The sequence below is a fragment of the Chitinophagales bacterium genome (genome assembly GCA_019694975.1).
Classification (GTDB): domain Bacteria; phylum Bacteroidota; class Bacteroidia; order Chitinophagales; family UBA10324; genus JACCZZ01.
This window is the reverse complement of sequence record JAIBAY010000003.1, coordinates 104,874-122,161: the sequence shown is the minus strand read 5'-3', so window position 1 is coordinate 122,161 and position 17,288 is coordinate 104,874. Positions and strand designations below refer to the sequence as shown.

General features: G+C 44.8%; 14 protein-coding genes. 10 read left to right on the top strand and 4 right to left on the bottom strand.

All coding sequences use genetic code 11. From position 1 onward, the window contains the following. Window positions 1-76: 76 nt before the first annotated feature. The gene (locus tag K1X61_06970) at window positions 77-1,966 is read left to right on the top strand and encodes a glycosyltransferase family 39 protein (protein MBX7108370.1); all 1,890 of its coding nucleotides are present in this window, start codon (window positions 77-79) and stop codon (window positions 1,964-1,966) included. A 20-nt stretch (window positions 1,967-1,986) separates the two neighbouring features. Continuing rightward, complete coding sequence (locus K1X61_06965) at window positions 1,987-3,165, top strand: WG repeat-containing protein (GenBank protein ID MBX7108369.1); 1,179 nt, start codon at window positions 1,987-1,989, stop codon at window positions 3,163-3,165. A 55-nt stretch (window positions 3,166-3,220) separates the two neighbouring features. Here K1X61_06965 and K1X61_06960 read toward each other — a convergent pair whose 3' ends face one another. After that, a complete protein-coding gene (locus K1X61_06960) occupies window positions 3,221-3,925 on the bottom strand; it encodes an SDR family oxidoreductase (protein MBX7108368.1) in 705 nt (234 codons plus the stop codon). Between the two features lie 131 nt (window positions 3,926-4,056). Between K1X61_06960 and K1X61_06955 the strand changes: the two genes are divergently transcribed. The 6 genes from K1X61_06955 to K1X61_06930 all read left to right on the top strand — a co-directional run bounded on the left by K1X61_06955 (window position 4,057) and on the right by K1X61_06930 (window position 10,150). Next, window positions 4,057-4,800: an ABC transporter permease gene (locus K1X61_06955; protein MBX7108367.1), complete on the top strand. Its 744-nt coding sequence runs from the start codon at window positions 4,057-4,059 to the stop codon at window positions 4,798-4,800. Next, complete coding sequence (locus K1X61_06950) at window positions 4,797-5,561, top strand: ATP-binding cassette domain-containing protein (protein ID MBX7108366.1); 765 nt, start codon at window positions 4,797-4,799, stop codon at window positions 5,559-5,561. The genes K1X61_06955 and K1X61_06950 overlap by 4 nt, the downstream gene beginning before the upstream one ends. Before the next feature lie 168 nt (window positions 5,562-5,729). Continuing rightward, a complete protein-coding gene (sucD, locus tag K1X61_06945; GenBank protein ID MBX7108365.1) occupies window positions 5,730-6,602 on the top strand; it encodes a succinate--CoA ligase subunit alpha in 873 nt (290 codons plus the stop codon). Between the two features lie 75 nt (window positions 6,603-6,677). Then, window positions 6,678-7,037: a four helix bundle protein gene (locus K1X61_06940; protein MBX7108364.1), complete on the top strand. Its 360-nt coding sequence runs from the start codon at window positions 6,678-6,680 to the stop codon at window positions 7,035-7,037. 69 nt (window positions 7,038-7,106) lie between these two features. Beyond that, entirely contained in the window at window positions 7,107-7,853 is a 747-nt protein-coding gene (gene fabG / locus K1X61_06935) for a 3-oxoacyl-[acyl-carrier-protein] reductase (GenBank protein ID MBX7108363.1), read from the top strand. A 170-nt stretch (window positions 7,854-8,023) separates the two neighbouring features. Then, window positions 8,024-10,150, top strand: a complete 2,127-nt coding sequence (locus tag K1X61_06930) for a hypothetical protein (protein MBX7108362.1) — start codon at window positions 8,024-8,026, stop codon at window positions 10,148-10,150. Between the two features lie 91 nt (window positions 10,151-10,241). Here K1X61_06930 and K1X61_06925 read toward each other — a convergent pair whose 3' ends face one another. Both K1X61_06925 and K1X61_06920 read right to left on the bottom strand, forming a co-directional pair. Further along, complete coding sequence (locus tag K1X61_06925) at window positions 10,242-10,577, bottom strand: septum formation initiator family protein (GenBank protein ID MBX7108361.1); 336 nt, start codon at window positions 10,575-10,577, stop codon at window positions 10,242-10,244. Window positions 10,578-10,708: 131 nt separating this feature from the next. Beyond that, window positions 10,709-12,754 carry an OmpA family protein gene (locus K1X61_06920; protein MBX7108360.1) on the bottom strand — a complete coding sequence of 682 codons (2,046 nt, stop codon included), beginning with the start codon at window positions 12,752-12,754 and terminating at the stop codon, window positions 10,709-10,711. 409 nt (window positions 12,755-13,163) lie between these two features. Here K1X61_06920 and K1X61_06915 point away from each other — a divergent pair, with 409 nt between their 5' ends. Then, on the top strand, window positions 13,164-14,144 hold the full coding sequence (locus K1X61_06915; GenBank protein ID MBX7108359.1) for a pyruvate dehydrogenase complex E1 component subunit beta: 981 nt from the start codon (window positions 13,164-13,166) through the stop codon (window positions 14,142-14,144). 225 nt (window positions 14,145-14,369) lie between these two features. Then, window positions 14,370-15,422, top strand: coding sequence for an RluA family pseudouridine synthase (locus K1X61_06910; protein ID MBX7108358.1), 1,053 nt, complete (start codon window positions 14,370-14,372; stop codon window positions 15,420-15,422). 40 nt (window positions 15,423-15,462) lie between these two features. Here the strand turns inward: K1X61_06910 and K1X61_06905 are convergent, their stop codons facing one another. After that, entirely contained in the window at window positions 15,463-17,229 is a 1,767-nt protein-coding gene (locus tag K1X61_06905) for a tetratricopeptide repeat protein (protein MBX7108357.1), read from the bottom strand. Between the last annotated feature and the right edge of the window lie 59 nt (window positions 17,230-17,288).

Sequence of the window (17,288 nt, the reverse complement as noted above, 5' to 3'; positions counted from 1 at the left end):
ATTAAATGCAAGCATTACCAGGGTGACATTCAGGAAACCGGATTATTTACTGCTCTTAATCATTTTCGCCGGCGCGATGATTCGGTTCTATGGATTTCCGCATATCCCGTTTATGTATGATGAAGTAAGCGCATGGGCACGAACCGGATATGCGAATTTTCATGACCTCATTGACAAGGGTGTGAAAGGCGACGGACATCCTGCATTGATCCAGGTTTTCCTGTTCTATTGGCGTATGGTTGGCGGTGACAGTGAGGCATTCTTTAAATTACCGTTTCTGCTGATGGGCTTATTGTCCATCTGGCTCGTATTCCGGGTGGCAGCGTGTTGGTTTAATTGTACCGTGGGCTATCTCAGCGCTGCCATGGTTTCCTGTTTGCAGTATACCGTCATGTACAGTCAGATCGCGCGGCCTTACATCAGCGGATTATTTTTTTCATTGATGATGGTATGGTGCTGGTCGAACTATTTATTCAATAAGCAGCATAATCATACGCTCAGGTGGCTGTCCGGATTTGTATTATTCGCCGTCTTATGCTGCTATAACCATTACTTCTCTCTTTTGTTCGCTTTTATCACCGGCGCAACGGGATTATTTTTTATTGAACGGGATAGAAGGTACCAATACCTGATCGCCAATAGCATCATCGTCATCTTGTTTCTGCCGCATGTATCCATCACGCTTTTCCAGTTTGGCATTGGTGGTGTAGGTGGCTGGCTGCCGAAGCCGGGCCCTGAATTTTTCAGCAATTACCTTGATTACATTTTACATTTTTCAACCTGGATGAAGTGCCTGATGGCCTGCTTGATCATCACTGCCTTTATCTTTCATTCTCCCGCATTGCAATCGCAGTTTAAATACAGGGTAATTGCCTTATGCTGGTTCCTGCTGCCTTTCTTCATCGGATATTACTACTCTGTGTACCGTAATGCGGTGTTGCAGTATTCGGTGTTGATTTTCACCTTTCCGTACCTGCTTTATTTCTGTTTTTCATGGATCAGGGAGTTGCCCATGAAATATAACTGGCTGATGGTTTTAATGATCCTTTTGATCGGCACCTATACGCTTGCCGCGGAAAGAAAGCATTTTGATATTTTCTATCATCAGCCCATTGAAGAATTGGTACAAAACACAGTGAGCACCATAGATGCTGAAAAGGGTATGACATGCACAGTGCTGATGAATGAGCCGCGTAAATATGCAGGCTATTACCTGCGAAAATACCATCATGAAATAGCCATGGATTATTGGCCGGAAATGAACTTTACTTCCTATATCTCATTCCGTAACTACCTGTCTGCGTTGAATACCGATTGCCTGATCGCCGCTAATATCCCAACGGATTACCTGATTTTAATACAAAAGTATTATCCGTATGAAATCAGCAGGCAGAAGGGGTTTACTTACCAGTTTCATGCTTTTTCCAAAAAACAGCTGAATGATCGTCTACCTTCGGATGTAGTTTATCAGCAAACACTCAACCTTCTTCAACCGGCTGCCCCATGGTCTGTACATTTGGCACAGGTGGAAACGGATTCAATCACGAGAGCACAGTCATTTCATTTTATGCCTGCGGTGGAGTTCGGTGCCGGATTTGAAGCACCACTGTTGCCGCTGCTCACCAATAATTACAATGTGGTAAATGTGTCGGCGGATGTTTCCGGTGTGTCGCCTGGCAACAATGCTTCGCTTGTGGTGAGCTTTGATGAAGATGGTAAAGCCCTTTTCTGGCAGGAAAAACCATTCAGCTATTTCATCGATTCATCGGAGAGTAGCGGTACAGTTTTTTACAGCATCAGTGTCAGGGACCTTGGGTTTCCCGTCACTGACAAGTTGATGCTGCGAGCCTATATCTGGAACAAAGAGAAGGATGATTTCCTTCTCCATGATTTTACGGTAAGCCTCGATGCAGGTAACCCATGGATTTATGGTTTGATAGAGCCGATACCAAAACAACACCCCTGAATTTTAGTAATTTCATGCACATGAAGCGTTTTAAGGCGATTGTATGTTTGGTGCTGGCATGCATTGTATCTCAACAACCCGTGAGTGCACAGATTTCATCACAGCGGTTGGTACCCTACCGTATCGGTACGCTTTGGGGATTTGCCGACCATAAAGCGAATATTATTATTCCCACCCGTTACCAGGAAGTGTTTCCTTTTTTCAATGGCGTGGCCGTAATAAAGCAAGACGGCCATATGTCGATACTTGATGATAAGGGTGATGTGAAAATTCCTTTCAGATATGATTACATCAGCAATTTCAACAGCGATGGTGTAGCGGTTGTTTCCAGGGCAGGAAAGTGGGGTGTGATTGACAGTCGCGGCAAAGAAGTGGTAAAGCTGAAATATGATGCCATCGATGTTTTTTCAGAAGGATTTGCGGCAGCGAAGACAGGCTCGAAGATCGGATTCATTAATGTGAAAGGAGAGGAGATCGCCAAACCGTTGTATGATGTTGCATTTCCCTTTCAGGAAGGGTTCGCACTGGTTAAGGCAGGACCACAGTTTGGATTCATAAATGAGAAGGGGGCGGAAGTGATACCGTTACAGTTTGATGGTGGCACCTCTTTTCATGACGGCCTTGCCCTCGTCAAAAAGGACACTTTGATGGGTTTTATCAAAAAGGATGGCAGCATTGCTATCGGTTTCCGCTATGCAGGTGCCAATATTTTTTCAGAAGGACTGGCTGTGGTCATGATAGACGGCAAAGTGGGATTCATCAACAGTTCCGGCGAAACGGTGATACCGCTTCAATTTGAGAATGCAAATAATTTCAGCGAAGGATTGGCACTCGTACAACAAAACAACCGCTTTGGATTTATTGATCCTAAGGGGACCGTTCAGATTCCATTGCAATATGAAGGTGCTAACGACTTTCACGACGGGCGCGCATTGGTGGTGAAAGACGGCTGGGCAATGATTGCAAAGGATGGCCGCCTCATTCCTTTAAGCCGGTATTCTATGATTCATGACTTCGTCAATGGCTATGCTCGCGTGGAACTCGATGGCCGATGGGGATTCATAGATGTAAGCGGTAAGGAAGTGATTCCGCCACGGTATGAAGATGCCCTGGATTTTGAAGGTGGAATGGCGCTGGTAAAGAGCGGCGGAAAATGGGGTTATATTGACGCCGGAGGCAAGGAATTTTTCAGGGATTAATGCCGGCTGCATGCAGCTGAATATCATCCGTGGTAAAGGCCGCGAACAGAGCGATTCAGGAAATATCACCTTGTGCCGGCCTGATCAGGATCTCTTCCACCACCGATTGAGGCGACAGCGTAAAAGCGTTCCATATTGACCTGGCAATATCAGCTGGTTTCATAAATCTTTCGTCCGGCAAATTTATGCCATCCCATGATGCAGTGAGTGTGGCGCCGGCAATTACAGCAGTGACCCTGATGTTATAGGGAATCATTTCTACCCGCAGATTCTTGGTGAATCCAAGCAGGGCAAACTTTGAAATGCCATATGATCCACCATTTGGATAGGCCTGCAGGCTTGCTGTTGAACAAAGGTTAAAAATATGACCGTGCCTGTTGCGAATCATCACTTTCACCAGAAACTGCGTGAGATAATAAGCACTGTATAAATTGGTTTTGATCTGCTTCTCCAGTATGCCGCTCTTTTCTTTATGTACCTGTCCGGGCAGAAAAACACCGGCATTGTTTACCAGCACATCCACAGAATCCCAGTGTGATTTGATAAGGTCGGCGAAGGCCTTCAGCTGTTTTTTATCTGAAACGTCACAGGATTGTGCCAGCAATTCTATGTCAGGAAATTTATTACGCAGCTCATCGCTGAATGCGTCCAGTTCCTTCTTATTCCTGGCACAGATGGCAACGTTAAAACCTTCGGCGGCAAATTTTTCAGTGATGGCTCTTCCGATACCTTTTGTAGCACCGGTGATAACTGCATTCATAGCATGACAATTTAGCAACTAAACAATCCGGCAATTTAATCATTTGGCATTAGTCAACTGAGCCATTCGTGCTTTGCTTACCACGCAATTGAGTTTCCAAAGAATGGCTACCTTTAGCCAGGGCCAGCTACATGACTTTCCGTTTTTTTGAGCAGTTCGGCGAATACATCCTCCTCATGAAAAAATCATTCGTGCGGCCGGAGAAGATGTCGATTTACTGGAAAGAACTGATGCGGCAGATGATTGAAATTGGCGTCGGCTCAGTGGGCATCGTCATTATCTTTTCTGTGTTTCTCGGCGCAGTGTTGACCGTGCAGACTGCCTATCAGTTTACCACCCCGCTTTTGTCGAAATCTATTATCGGCTCCATCGTCACCAACTCCACCATCATCGAAATGGCGCCGACGGTTACCTGCCTTATCCTGGCAGGAAAGATAGGTTCGAGCATCGCTTCTGAATTGGGTACCATGCGCATCTCTGAACAGATTGATGCGCTGGAAATCATGGGCATCAATTCGGCCGCTTACCTTGTATTGCCGAAGGTGATAGCCGCCACTTTTATGATTCCTGTAATTATCATTATCGGTGGATTTTTGCAGATTCTGTCAGGAATGATGGTTGGCCATATGCAAAACGTTGTGTCAACCACTGAATTTATGCAGGGCTCCATACAGTTTTTTATTCCCTTCACCGTCACCTTTGCGGTGATAAAAGCGACCACTTTCGGTTTTATCATATCGTCAGTCTCCGCCTATCTTGGTTATTACACCACCGGCGGCGCTTTGCAGGTCGGCAATTCGGCTACACGTGCCGTGGTGGCCAGTTGTGTACTGATTCTCATTTTTGACTATGTACTTGCCGAACTGCTGTTATGATAGAGATCAGGAATGTGCGCAAGTCGTTTGGTGACCGCGAAGTGCTCAAAGACATTTCTGCCGTCTTTGCACCCGGCAAAACAAACCTTATTATCGGTGCCAGCGGATCCGGTAAAACCGTGCTGATGAAATGCATGGTTGGCCTTATGATGCCCAGCGGTGGTGCCATCCTTTATAATCAGGATGTTGACTTTACTTCGCTGCAGGAAAAAGCAAGGAAAGAAATAAGGCAGGAGATCGGCATGTTGTTCCAGGGTACTGCATTGTTTGATTCAATGACAGTGGAAGAAAACATACTGTTCCCGCTGAATATGTTCTCTGCCATGACTGCCCGGGAAAAGCTGGACAGGGTGAATTTCTGCCTCGAACGGGTGAATCTTAAGGGAACCAACAGGCTGCATCCGAGTGAGTTGAGCGGCGGTATGAAGAAAAGAGTGGGCATCGCCAGGGCAATCGTGCTCAACCCCAAGTATCTCTTCTGCGATGAACCCAATTCCGGACTTGATCCGCAAACATCGATACTGATTGATGAGCTGATCCGTGAAATCACCATAGAGTACAACATCACCACAGTGGTGAATACACATGATATGAATTCGGTGCTTGGCATCGGCGACTATATCATTTTCCTCTATAAGGGAATAAAATGCTGGGAGGGAAGCCGTCATGAAGTGCTCTCCAGCACTAATAAGGAGATGAATGATTTTATTTTCGCATCGAAATTCCTCAAAGAAATCAAAGCACTATCTTCTAAAACCTGATCAGATTTGAATATTTTTGCGGCTTGCCGGATTAATTGATTGCCGACTTACTTCTTCCTTGGCCGGATGATTGGATGCTTCATCAGCCGGCACTGATAGTCGATATCCGCTTTACCTTTTGATGAGCCGGTAAATTCTATAAAACTAAAAATCACAGTACCATAAAATATGAGCGTATTAGTCAATAAGAATTCTAAAGTCATAGTACAGGGCTTTACAGGACAGGAAGGCACCTTCCATGCCACGCAGATGATCGAATACGGAACTAATGTAGTAGGAGGGGTAACACCCGGCAAAGGCGGTCAGCGCCACCTCGATCGTCCGGTCTTTAACACCGTAGAAGATGCCGTGCAGCAGGCCGGAGCCAATGTGACCATCATCTTTGTTCCGCCGGCTTTTGCGGCAGATGCCATCATGGAAGCCGCTGATGCAGGCATTAAAGTGATTGTATGCATCACAGAAGGCATTCCGACACAGGATATGATCAGGGCAAAGGAATTCATTAAGGACCGCGACTGCCGGCTTATTGGTCCTAACTGCCCCGGCATAATCACACCGGGCGAAGCAAAGGTTGGTATCATGCCGGGTTTTGTGTTTAAAGCCGGAACAGTAGGTATTGTTTCTAAATCAGGAACACTCACCTATGAGGCCGCTGACCAGGTTTGCCGTACCGGCCTTGGCATATCATCTGCCATCGGCATCGGAGGTGATCCGATTATCGGAACCACAACGCGGGAAGCAGTGGAACTTTTTATGAATGATCCTCAAACAAAAGGCATCGTAATGATCGGCGAAATCGGCGGCGGCATGGAAGCTGAAGCAGCGCGGTGGATCAAGGCCAATGGCACAAAGCCTGTAGTTGGTTTTATTGCAGGTCAGACCGCACCTCCCGGCCGTCGCATGGGCCATGCCGGCGCCATTGTGGGTGGAACGGAAGATACCGCAATCGCGAAAATGAATATCATGCGTGAATGCGGAATTGCGGTTGCCGAAAGTCCGGCGGTGATTGGTGAGATGATGGCGAAGCTATTGAAGAAGTGAATGGTTGGTTTAGTTGGATTCATGCACTTAAATAAAGTATAATTTATTTTATTGAACCATAAAAAACGTATTCGCATGTTTTTACAACTAAATCATCAAAAGTTGGAAGTATATAATGCTTCACGAAGGTTCATGCTGGAGTGTTATCATTTTACGAAGCATTTCCCAATAGATGAGAAGTATAATTTAACAAGTCAGATTCGCAGAGCTGCTTTGTCTGTACATTTGAATATCGCTGAGGGCGCTTCCAGAAAATCGCCCATGGAGAGAAAAAGGTATTTTGAGGTTTCAAGAGGATCTGTGATTGAAATTGACGCATCATTGGATGTTGCATTTGACCTTGGTCATTTCAAAATCGAAAATTGTGGAGCGCTTCCGGAGTTGACTTCCGGTTGTTTTAAAATGTTATCAAAATTAATTAGTTCAACAGTCTAGCATAACAGGAACTGTTCATTCATGACCATTCACCATTGACCATTCACCATTGACCATTCACCATTCACCATGAAACTTTTAGAAGGAAAAACAGCTCTCGTAACAGGTGCTTCACGCGGAATTGGTGAAGCCATTGCAAAGAAGCTCGCCGAACATGGCGCTAACATCGCTTTCACTTACCTGTCATCGGCAGAAAAAGCGATGACGCTGGAAAATGCTTTGCATGCCATGGGCGTTAAGGCAATTGCATATAAATCAGATGCCGCATCGTTTGCGGAAGCAGAAAAACTCGTAGGTAATATCCTGATGGAATTTCAGACGATTGATGTAGTGGTGAACAATGCCGGCATCACGCATGACAACCTGATTCTCCGCATGACGGAACAACAATGGGATGCTGTAATCACCACGAATCTGAAATCGGTATTCAACATCTCAAAAAATGTCTGCAAGCCCATGATGAAGCAACGGAGCGGATCTATCATTAACCTGAGTTCCATTGTAGGCATGACCGGCAATGCCGGCCAGACCAACTATTCCGCCTCTAAAGCAGGTGTCATCGGTTTCACGAAATCACTGGCGAAGGAATTAGGATCCCGCAACATCCGTTGTAATGCTATTGCACCCGGTTTCATCGAAACGGATATGACGCACGGCATCAGCGATGAGATGAAGGAACAGTTCAGGAAAAACATTCCATTGTCGCGCTATGGATCTGCTGAAGAGGTGGCTAATGTGGTGCTTTTCCTGGCCTCCGACTTATCAGGTTATGTGAACGGACAGGTGATTTCTGTTTGCGGCGGGCTTAACACCTGATATGCTGAAATCCGCAGAATTGTTTTTTGCCGGTAATCGGCGAATAGCCGTTTTTTGTACAGCGGAAGCTGCATTCCGTAAATTCGAATGGAGTTTTTTCTGTGACACCATACCACTATCCTGTTGACGGATAGTGCATCTTTCACTGTTTAGCCTTCTTAGCGCATTCTGTGCATATCAGCCTTTCTTATCCTCCTGCTTACATCCTCTTATGCCTGGCATTCGGTATAGCGGCAGCATTCCTGCTTTATTACCGCGACTGGCAGTTCAGAGACCTTGGCCAATCCTTTAAAAAATGGCTTTGGCTGCTGGCAATCATACGGGCGGTCACGATCAGTTTCATTGCTTTCCTGCTTCTGTCGCCACTCATCAGAACCATTTCGACGCGTGTCGAAAAGCCCATACTGCTCTTTGCCCAGGATAATTCCACTTCAGCGATAATTAATCTGCATGGCCCTGATTCTGTCAATTATGTAAAGAGCATGTCCCGGTTTTTGGATGAATTGTCGAAGCAATATGAGGTAAAATCTTATGCCTTCGGAAGTTCCCTGCGGGAAAATCCTGATTACTCCTTTAGCGATAAAACCACCAACATCTCTGCCGCGCTTGACGAACTGGCTAACCTGTATGCCGGGCAGAACGTAGGCGCTGTCATTCTTGCAACCGACGGCATTTACAATGAAGGAAGCAATCCCGTTTACCTGCGTGAAGAGCTGAGTATGCCGGTTTATACCATCGGGCTGGGCGACACCACTGTCAAACGTGATGTACAGATCCTGAGTGTCATTCACAACCGCACTGTTTTCTACGGCGATTATTTTCCCCTGAAAGTGGAATGGCGCGCCCTCTTTTGCGCCAATGAAAAAACAGCCGTTGCCGTAAGCATGGTTGACGGCAACACGGAGAAAAAGCTGGATGAAAAACCAATAGCCATAGAAGGAAATGACTACAGCGGAAGTGCTGAGTTTATGCTGAAAGCCGAAACACCCGGCATTATACATTATCGTATGGTCATTGCCAATGTAACAGGAGAAGCATCGGTGAGTAACAATGTTAAAGATGTGTTTATTGAAGTGGTGGAAAAGAAAGAAAAGATACTCCTGCTGGCAAATGCTCCGCATCCTGATATTGCCGCTATTAAACAAGCTGTTGAAGCGAATAAGAACTATGAAGTCACCGTAGCTTTCGGAGGCACAGTACCCGGAAAGATGGAAGATTACAACCTGGTGATGCTGCACCAATTGCCTTCAGCCGCCAATACTATTCAGCCGGTGATACAGGGCTTGAAAGAGAAGAAGAAATCGGTGCTGTATATTCTCGGCGCACAATCCAATGCCGCATTGCTGAATAGCGCGCAAACTCTTGTTAACCTCACGGGTGCCAATAACGCAACCAACGATGCTTTCCCTGTATTCTCACAGGAGTTCAGCCTCTTCAATGTGCCCGATGAACTGAAGCGGAAGATAATGGCATGGCCGCCGCTCTTTTCGCCTTTTGGCGATTACCGCAGTTCGCCCGGAGCTTCCACGCTCATGCTGCAGAAGATTGGTTCCGTAGTGACGAAGTTTCCATTGATTCTTTTCAGGCAGGATCTTGATGGCCGGGCCGGCATTATTGCCGGAGAAGGATTATGGCGGTGGCGCATGAATGATTTTGAACTGAACGGAAACCACGATGCATTCAATGCACTGATTTCCTCCGTGGTACAGTATTTATCAGTCAAAGCCGATGAACGGCAGTTCAGGGTGCGGCTGGAGAAAGAGCAGCAATCGGGCAGCAATCATATTTTTTCTGAAAATGAATCGGTGATCTTCAGCGCGGAGCTGCTGAATGAATCGAATGAACTTATCAATACGCCAGATGTCTCACTGGTCATAAAAGATGATCAGGCCAAAGAATTTCCATTTGTATTCAGCAAGCATGCCAACGCCTATTCCCTGAATGCCGGCTATTTCCCGGCAGGTAATTATTCCTATAGCGCAAAGGTGAATTACAACAACAAAGACTTTTATACGTCCGGTGTGTTTACTGTTTCCCCAACGCAGCTGGAGCTGGAAACAACAAGAGCAAACCATCAGTTACTCTATGCCTTAAGTCAAAAGACGGGAGGAAAATTATTTTATCCTTCGCAACTGGATCAATTGCTCAAAGAGATAACGGCAAAGCAGGAAATTAAGCCGGTCTTATACAGTTCCACCCGCACCGAACCCCTGATCAACCTTCGCTGGCTGATCATTCCGATCCTGTTCCTGCTTGCCCTGGAATGGGGAATAAGGAAGTTTAACGGAGGATATTAATCATGACCTTTATTCGGGAATGGATAAAAGCGCACGGAGGATTTTCGAATAAAACAACCAATAAATGAGCGAAGTCGCAAAGGATAAGATTTTATTTTTCCTTCTCCGGCACAATCACAAATAAATCTTCATCGTCTTTCTTCATCATATACTGTTCGCGTGCAAACTTTTCCAGCGACTGCTGATTGGTAAGCAACTCCTGCTTTTTTTGCTTTACCTCTGCAATCTTCTGTTCATAATATTCTTTCTTATTCCGGTAGTCTGCCAGTTTCAGCCGCAACTGTATCTGCGATATAATATCATTATTGTCAAAGAATAACATCCACGAGAAAAAGGCAATTGACACAATAAGATATTTGTTGGTCAGTATTGCGGGAATCCTCCCTTTGCGAATCGTAGCGAAAAATTTATTGAATGACTTTTTCATAATCTTTAAAAAACTTTCTGGAATGAAACAGCAGCAAGGTACACCGGCAAAAAAGAAACTTATCCCGTGAAGGTTTCAGCTTTTCAACACCAACCAACTAAAGTGACCAATGACTAATTAACGACTCACGTCTAAGGGCTTTTCTTCGGATCCACAATAATCTCTTCCGGCCGTGTAGATTCAATCATGAAACTATCCGACAATACCTTGAAAGTCGTGCGCCGGTTTTCCTGGAATTGCTCTTCCGTGCATTTTACACCGTTCACGCATGCATTCACCGGTTGTGTTTCACCATAACCCTTCGCCGTCAGCCGCTTCGGATCGATGCCTTTTGAAACGAGGTAATCCACCACCGACTGTGCACGTGCCTGCGACAATCGCAGGTTATAATCATCCTTGCCGCGCGAATCAGTATGAGAACCAAACTCTACCTGCACGCCTGGATTTTCATTGAGCAGCACAATCAGTGTATCGAGCACTTTAGCGGCGTCTTCACGGATGTTTGCCTTGTTATAGTCGTAATAGATATTACTAAGGTTCACCTGCACGTTTTTGTAGATTTTATCAAGAATAATCCGCACGGTGGCAGTCACCGTATCTTTGTCAATCATCGTGAAACCAACGGTGCTTGCTACTTCCGACTTGCTGAAGTAATCAGGTTTGGAAGCGCTGATACGATAAGATTTTTCAGGTTCTGCTTTAAAACGGAAAGCCCCGTTTTTATCTGCTTTAATTACCTGTTGTGATTTTGGAACAACATTGCCTTTTTCGTCGAGTAAATTAATGGTAACATCAATTGCTGCCAGTGGTAAATATCCGGTTACGCGACTGTTGGGGTTGTTTTCTTTTTCAAATATTTTTTCAACTACATCTCCGGCAACCAGGTGCACTTTCACTTTCTCTTCCGTGAAATGATAGATATCATCATGCCCTTTTCCACCCGGTCTGTTTGAAACGAAAAACCCCTGTGACTTGATTTTATACTGATCCTTTGGATTTACCTTTTCAAAAATAATCGCCAGGTCATCCGCGCCTGAATTGATGGGTGATCTCAGATTCAGAACGTTTCCCCATTGATTCTTTATGCGTGAGGCAACAAAAATATCCAGTCCGCCCATGCCCATTTGGCCGTTTGAAGCAAAATATAATCTGCCATCGTCGGCCAGGTAAGGAAAGGTTTCCTCTTCTGTTGTATTTACATTCGGACCGAGGTTAAGCGGACTGCCCCAGCCTTCCGCTGTTTTGGTTAGCACGTAAATATCTTTTCCGCCATAACCTCCGTCAACATCTGCCGATACATACAATTCCTTTCCATCAGCAGATAAAAAGGGTTGCGATACATTGGTGCTGTCGTTGAAAATGGGAACCGCCTGCGGCTCACTCCACGAATCATCCGTTTTGTAACAGTAGTATATTTTGCAGTAGTCATTATCGGTTTGATTGCTGCCGCATCTGGTGAAATAGCATTCTGAAAAATCTTTGCTGAAGCAGGCAGCACCTTCATTGAATGCCGAATTCAACACATCACTGAAGGGAGCCGGTACACCAAAACTTCCTTTATCATCTTTCAAACTCAGGAACAGATCGCTGAATTTTTCACCCGTCCATCCATAAATATTATTACCCGCGGCATCTGAACGGTCGGAGGTAAATACCAATCCGCTTTTTCCGAAAAAAACCGGTGCATAGTCATAAGCCGGAGAATTCAATGCTTCCACATTCGTAATCGTGGTTCCGGAAGCAGCAGTTTTCCATTGCTGTGCGAGGTTACACGCTTCCACTTCACTGCGTGCCTGGTCATCGAACGGTGATTCTTTTAAATACTCCGTGAAGGTAGCGGATGCCTCTGCATACTGCTCATTGCTTTTCTGCATCTGGCCATACAGATATTGCGATCGCGGATCATCATTCAATGTAAAAGCGGTCTTATACCATTTTTCGGCAGCTTCGGTTTCGCTGTTTAACCGGTAACATTCTGCAATCATAAATGCCTTCTTCGCTTTGAGGGAAGGCTCACTTTCTTTATTGAATTCGCTTTGAAGCAATTCAGCCGCAAGTGTATATTGCTTTTCTGCAAAAAGTGTATCACCTGTTTTTACTTGCTTGGTGATGAGGCAGGAAGAAAAAAGAAACAGCAGGGTGAACAACGGAAACAGAAATCGTTTGATCTTTTTCATCTTGTCATGATTGAAGCAAATTTATTGGAAAACAGGCAGTAAACGAAAAAAGGTTAAACAACGTGTGTGAAGACTCCAGCTCGCGTTCGTTTGCATGCAGGCAAATGAGGCAGGCGAACGAGTGCGCATTTATTCTTCCGGTTTAATTCAAATTTTCATTTTCTCGTTATCCCCGGTTTGTCCGGATTTATTTCAAATCCGGACTGCATGAGAAGAAGATTTTTAATCCTCTGAATACGAAATCTTTTACCATACTGAACAGATAGGGTTGCTAACCCGGCCATCATTTGCTTAAGGATATATTACTGCCGATTCCACTCTAATTCACTTCATGGATCAAAAGTCACCGTAACTCAACAAACCACCATTACTTCCTTATATTTGCCGCGCAAATTTTAGTTTTATGGCAATGAGAAAAATTCCTTTCCGCCAGGCATTGCGCGAAGCAATGGTGGAAGAAATGCGGCTTGACGAACGCGTATTCCTGATGGGTGAAGAAGTGGCTGAATACAATGGCGCCTATAAAGTGAGCCAGGGCATGCTCGATGAATTCGGGCCGAAGCGCGTGATTGATACACCTATTGCTGAGCTTGGTTTTGCCGGCATTGGTGTAGGGGCGGCTATGAATGGAACACGTCCGGTGATTGAATTTATGACCTGGAATTTTGCCGTGCTGGCCTTCGATCAGATCGTGAATTCTGCCGCAAAAATGCTGTCGATGTCAGCCGGTCAGTTTAATATTCCGATTGTGTTTCGTGGACCTTCTGCCGCAGCCGGTCAATTGGGCGCGCAGCATTCGCAAAGTTTCGAAAACTGGATGGCAAATGTTCCGGGATTAAAAGTGGTTTCTGTTTCCAATCCGTATGATGCAAAAGGTCTTTTAAAAACCGCAATCCGCGACAATGATCCGGTTTGTTTTTTTGAATCAGAAGTAATGTATGGTGACGTGGGTGAAGTGCCGGAAGAAGAATATTTGATTCCGATTGGAAAAGCTGATGTGAAACGTGAGGGAACGGATGTCACCATCATTTCTTACAATAAGATGATGAAAGTTGCTTTTGCCGCCGCCGATGAATTGGCAAAAGATGGTGTTTCCGCTGAAGTGATTGACCTGAGAACAATCCGGCCATTAGATATTCCGACCATCATTTCTTCCGTCAAAAAAACCAACAGGTTGGTAATTCTCGAAGAAGCCTGGCCTTACGGTTCGGTTACTTCGGAAGTTACTTTCCAGGTACAGAAACATGCTTTCGATTATCTTGATGCACCGATTAAAAGAGTAACAACACTGGATACATCCATCGCCTATGCGCCTACATTGGTGCAGGCCTTTATGCCGGATCCTGAAAAAGTGATAAGAGCAGTAAAGGAAACGCTGTACCTGGTTTAGTTGCAGAAGTGATCATACTGAGTAATTGGGAACCGGGTTAGTCTTTGTTATAGGAAGACAGGTAAACCAATTACCGGAAATGCAATAGTATTTTGCGATAGCCGCCTCAGCCAATTGGTTTGCCGGTTTATTCTTCATGATCTCATGCAACAATAGCTATTTTCTGAAAACTTCAGCACAAACATCGTTTTACCATTGAATCCACAAGCAGAAATAAAAGATGAACTGGAACCGCCTTCAGTGGAAGAAATACTGATTGAGACGGAAGAAGAAGATGGTGCTTATGAGCATTATAGGGTATCCGTTGACAAAGGACAATCACCGCTGCGTATAGATAAATTTCTCTTCAACAGGATTGAAGCAATCAGCCGTAGCAAAATACAGCATGCCGCCGAAGAAGGAATGATTCTCGTAAACGGAGTTGCCGTAAAATCCAATTACAAAGTAAAACCGCTTGACCTTATAACGGTTATGTTGCCGGAACCGAAGATGGAGCATGACCTGTTGCCTGAAAATATTCCATTGGATATCGTCTATGAGGACAATGATGTAGTATTAATCAATAAACCTCCCGGACTTGTTGTTCATCCTGGTGTGGGGAATTATACCGGCACCATGGTGAATGCTTTGATATATCACTTTCAGCAATTGCCTGTTTCACCCGGAGAGAAAAATAAAGACCGTCCGGGATTAGTTCACCGCATTGATAAAAATACCAGTGGCATTTTAGTCGTGGCGAAGAATGAATTTGCCATGAATTTTTTAGCGAGGCAGTTTGCAGACCATTCCCTGAAGCGAACTTACCAGGCATTGGTTTGGGGCGACTTCAAGGAAGACGAAGGTACTATCACCGGTAATGTGGGGCGGAGTTTGAAAAACAGGAAGATGATGGATGTGTTTCCGGATGCTGATTATGGAAAAGAAGCGATCACACATTATAAAGTATTGGAGCGATTGGGTTACGTAACGCTGATTGAATGCAGGCTGGAAACCGGCCGAACGCATCAGATTCGGGTGCACATGAAATATGCAGGACATCCTGTTTTTAATGATGAAACGTATGGAGGAAACAGGATTGTAAAAGGAACAGTCTATACCAAATACAAACAGTTTGTGGAGAATTGTTTTGAAATAATTCCCCGGCACGCATTGCATGCAAAATCACTCGGATTTATTCATCCCTCCACAAGAAAGGAAACTTACTTCGACTCAGCACTACCGGAAGACCTGCAGCAGGTGCTGGAAAAATGGAGAAAATATGTGAAGGTGAAAGGGTAAGTAATGTGCCAATATGGAAGGCTTTCCTGCAATAAATATTTTATAGCCTGATTCCTTTCTGCTGCAGCATGTCTTTATACTGCTGCACTTTTTCACTGTCGTTCCAGCTTTTAAATATCAGGATTAAATTTTGCCGGGCACTTGCATAATCCGGATGCTGTACCAATACCTGAATGCACAGTGTTGCTGCTTCTTCATATCTTTTTTGCATGGCCAGTATCACGCAAAGATCATTCTGCGCATCAAGGTAATCCGGTTGCAGCGATAAAGATTTCCTGATCAGGCTTTCTGCTTCCGGCAATTTTTTCTGATCCAGCTGCAACAATGCAAGATTGTAATAGGTGACCGCGCTGGCAGGATTGATCTTTAATTCTTCCCGGAATAATAATTCCGCTTTTTGCGGGTTGCCATTGTTCATGTAAATACGGCCCAGGTTATTACGGACATCTTTTAAGTTCGGATTGAGCTGCATTGCCATCAGGTATGCTTTCTCTGCATCCGGTGTTTTCCCCGAAGTGTAATAGCTTGTGCCCAATCCTCTGTAGGCAAAGGACGCATTCGGTGATGTTGCAACTGCACGCGACCAGTAACTCAATTCGTTCTGATAATTTTTGCAATTGATAAAGGTGAGCGCAGAAAATAAAATAAGAATTGCCGCTGCAGAAATTTTTGTGTAGGGTGAAGACCAATTGATTTTTTTTATGAAGTCAGTTTCAACCCACAGCAGCAAAAATCCGATAAATGGAAAATAAAGACGATGTTCGAGGAAAACCGATTCATATTCATCCGTTGTACGTAAAATGGCTGGTAATAAGAAAATCAGCCACCACGAAACCGCCAACAGGAGATAGTTAAACCTGATCAATTTTGATACATATAGAAGATATCCAGTCAAGGCAATCGTGATGATTCCAAATAAGTATGATGTGTTTTGTAATACCGGGAACGTAGAGAGTTCAAAAGGTAATAGCATTTTTCCCGTGTATTGAATGATAGCAGGAAGATTACCGATAAAATTTACGAGCGTGAAACGCAATGGCAATCCGATGGAAGACCCTGCTACAACCTGGCGCAAAAACAGGAAGGATGCAATCAATATAAACCAGGAGACGAAAAGTTTTTTCGTGCCGGGAATTTTTTCTCTGACGGGAAGCAGTTCACTTGTTGTGTTACGCAGAAAGATGTTAACGCTGATGGCAAACAGCACAGGCAAGAGTACGGCCGTTTCCTTGGTAAGTAAGGCAAGCGAAAAGAAAAACAAATGCAGCAGAAATGAACGAGACTTCCTTTGCTCAATGTATTCAGCGAGGAAAAGCAATGAAGTCAGCGACAGAATGGTAAGAAGTGAATCGTTCCTGCCTGGAATCCAGGCAACGGCCTGCGCCAGGGCCGGATGTGCAATCAGCATCAGTGAGCCGGCCAGGGAAAGCTTCCGGTCAAACTTGAATTTCTTCATCATTGCATACACAAGGCAACCGGCCAGTGCATGAAGCATGATATTGACCAGGTGAAAAGCTGCGGGAGATGTTCCGCCAGCCAGGATGTTCAGGTAAAAGGATAAGGTAAGCACCGGGCGGTAATAACTGTCAGTGCCTTTTTCTGCGGATCCGAAAACGTTTTGAGCAAAAATTTCATAAAAGGCATGGTGACCTTTAATGAATGTTTGCATAAAGTCTATCAGTGTTGCATCATCGTAGTAGGTGAGCTGGTAACTGAGCGTTGGAATGTATAGTATAAAGGCGAGACAGGTGATTATTGCAAAGTGAAACCGGCTGTTGTCCCATAGCGGTTTTTCGGCCTTTTGCATTGCCGGTGTTTTTTGCCTTTGATCTTGTTGTTTTTTCATTTCACGGCATTCCGCATGAA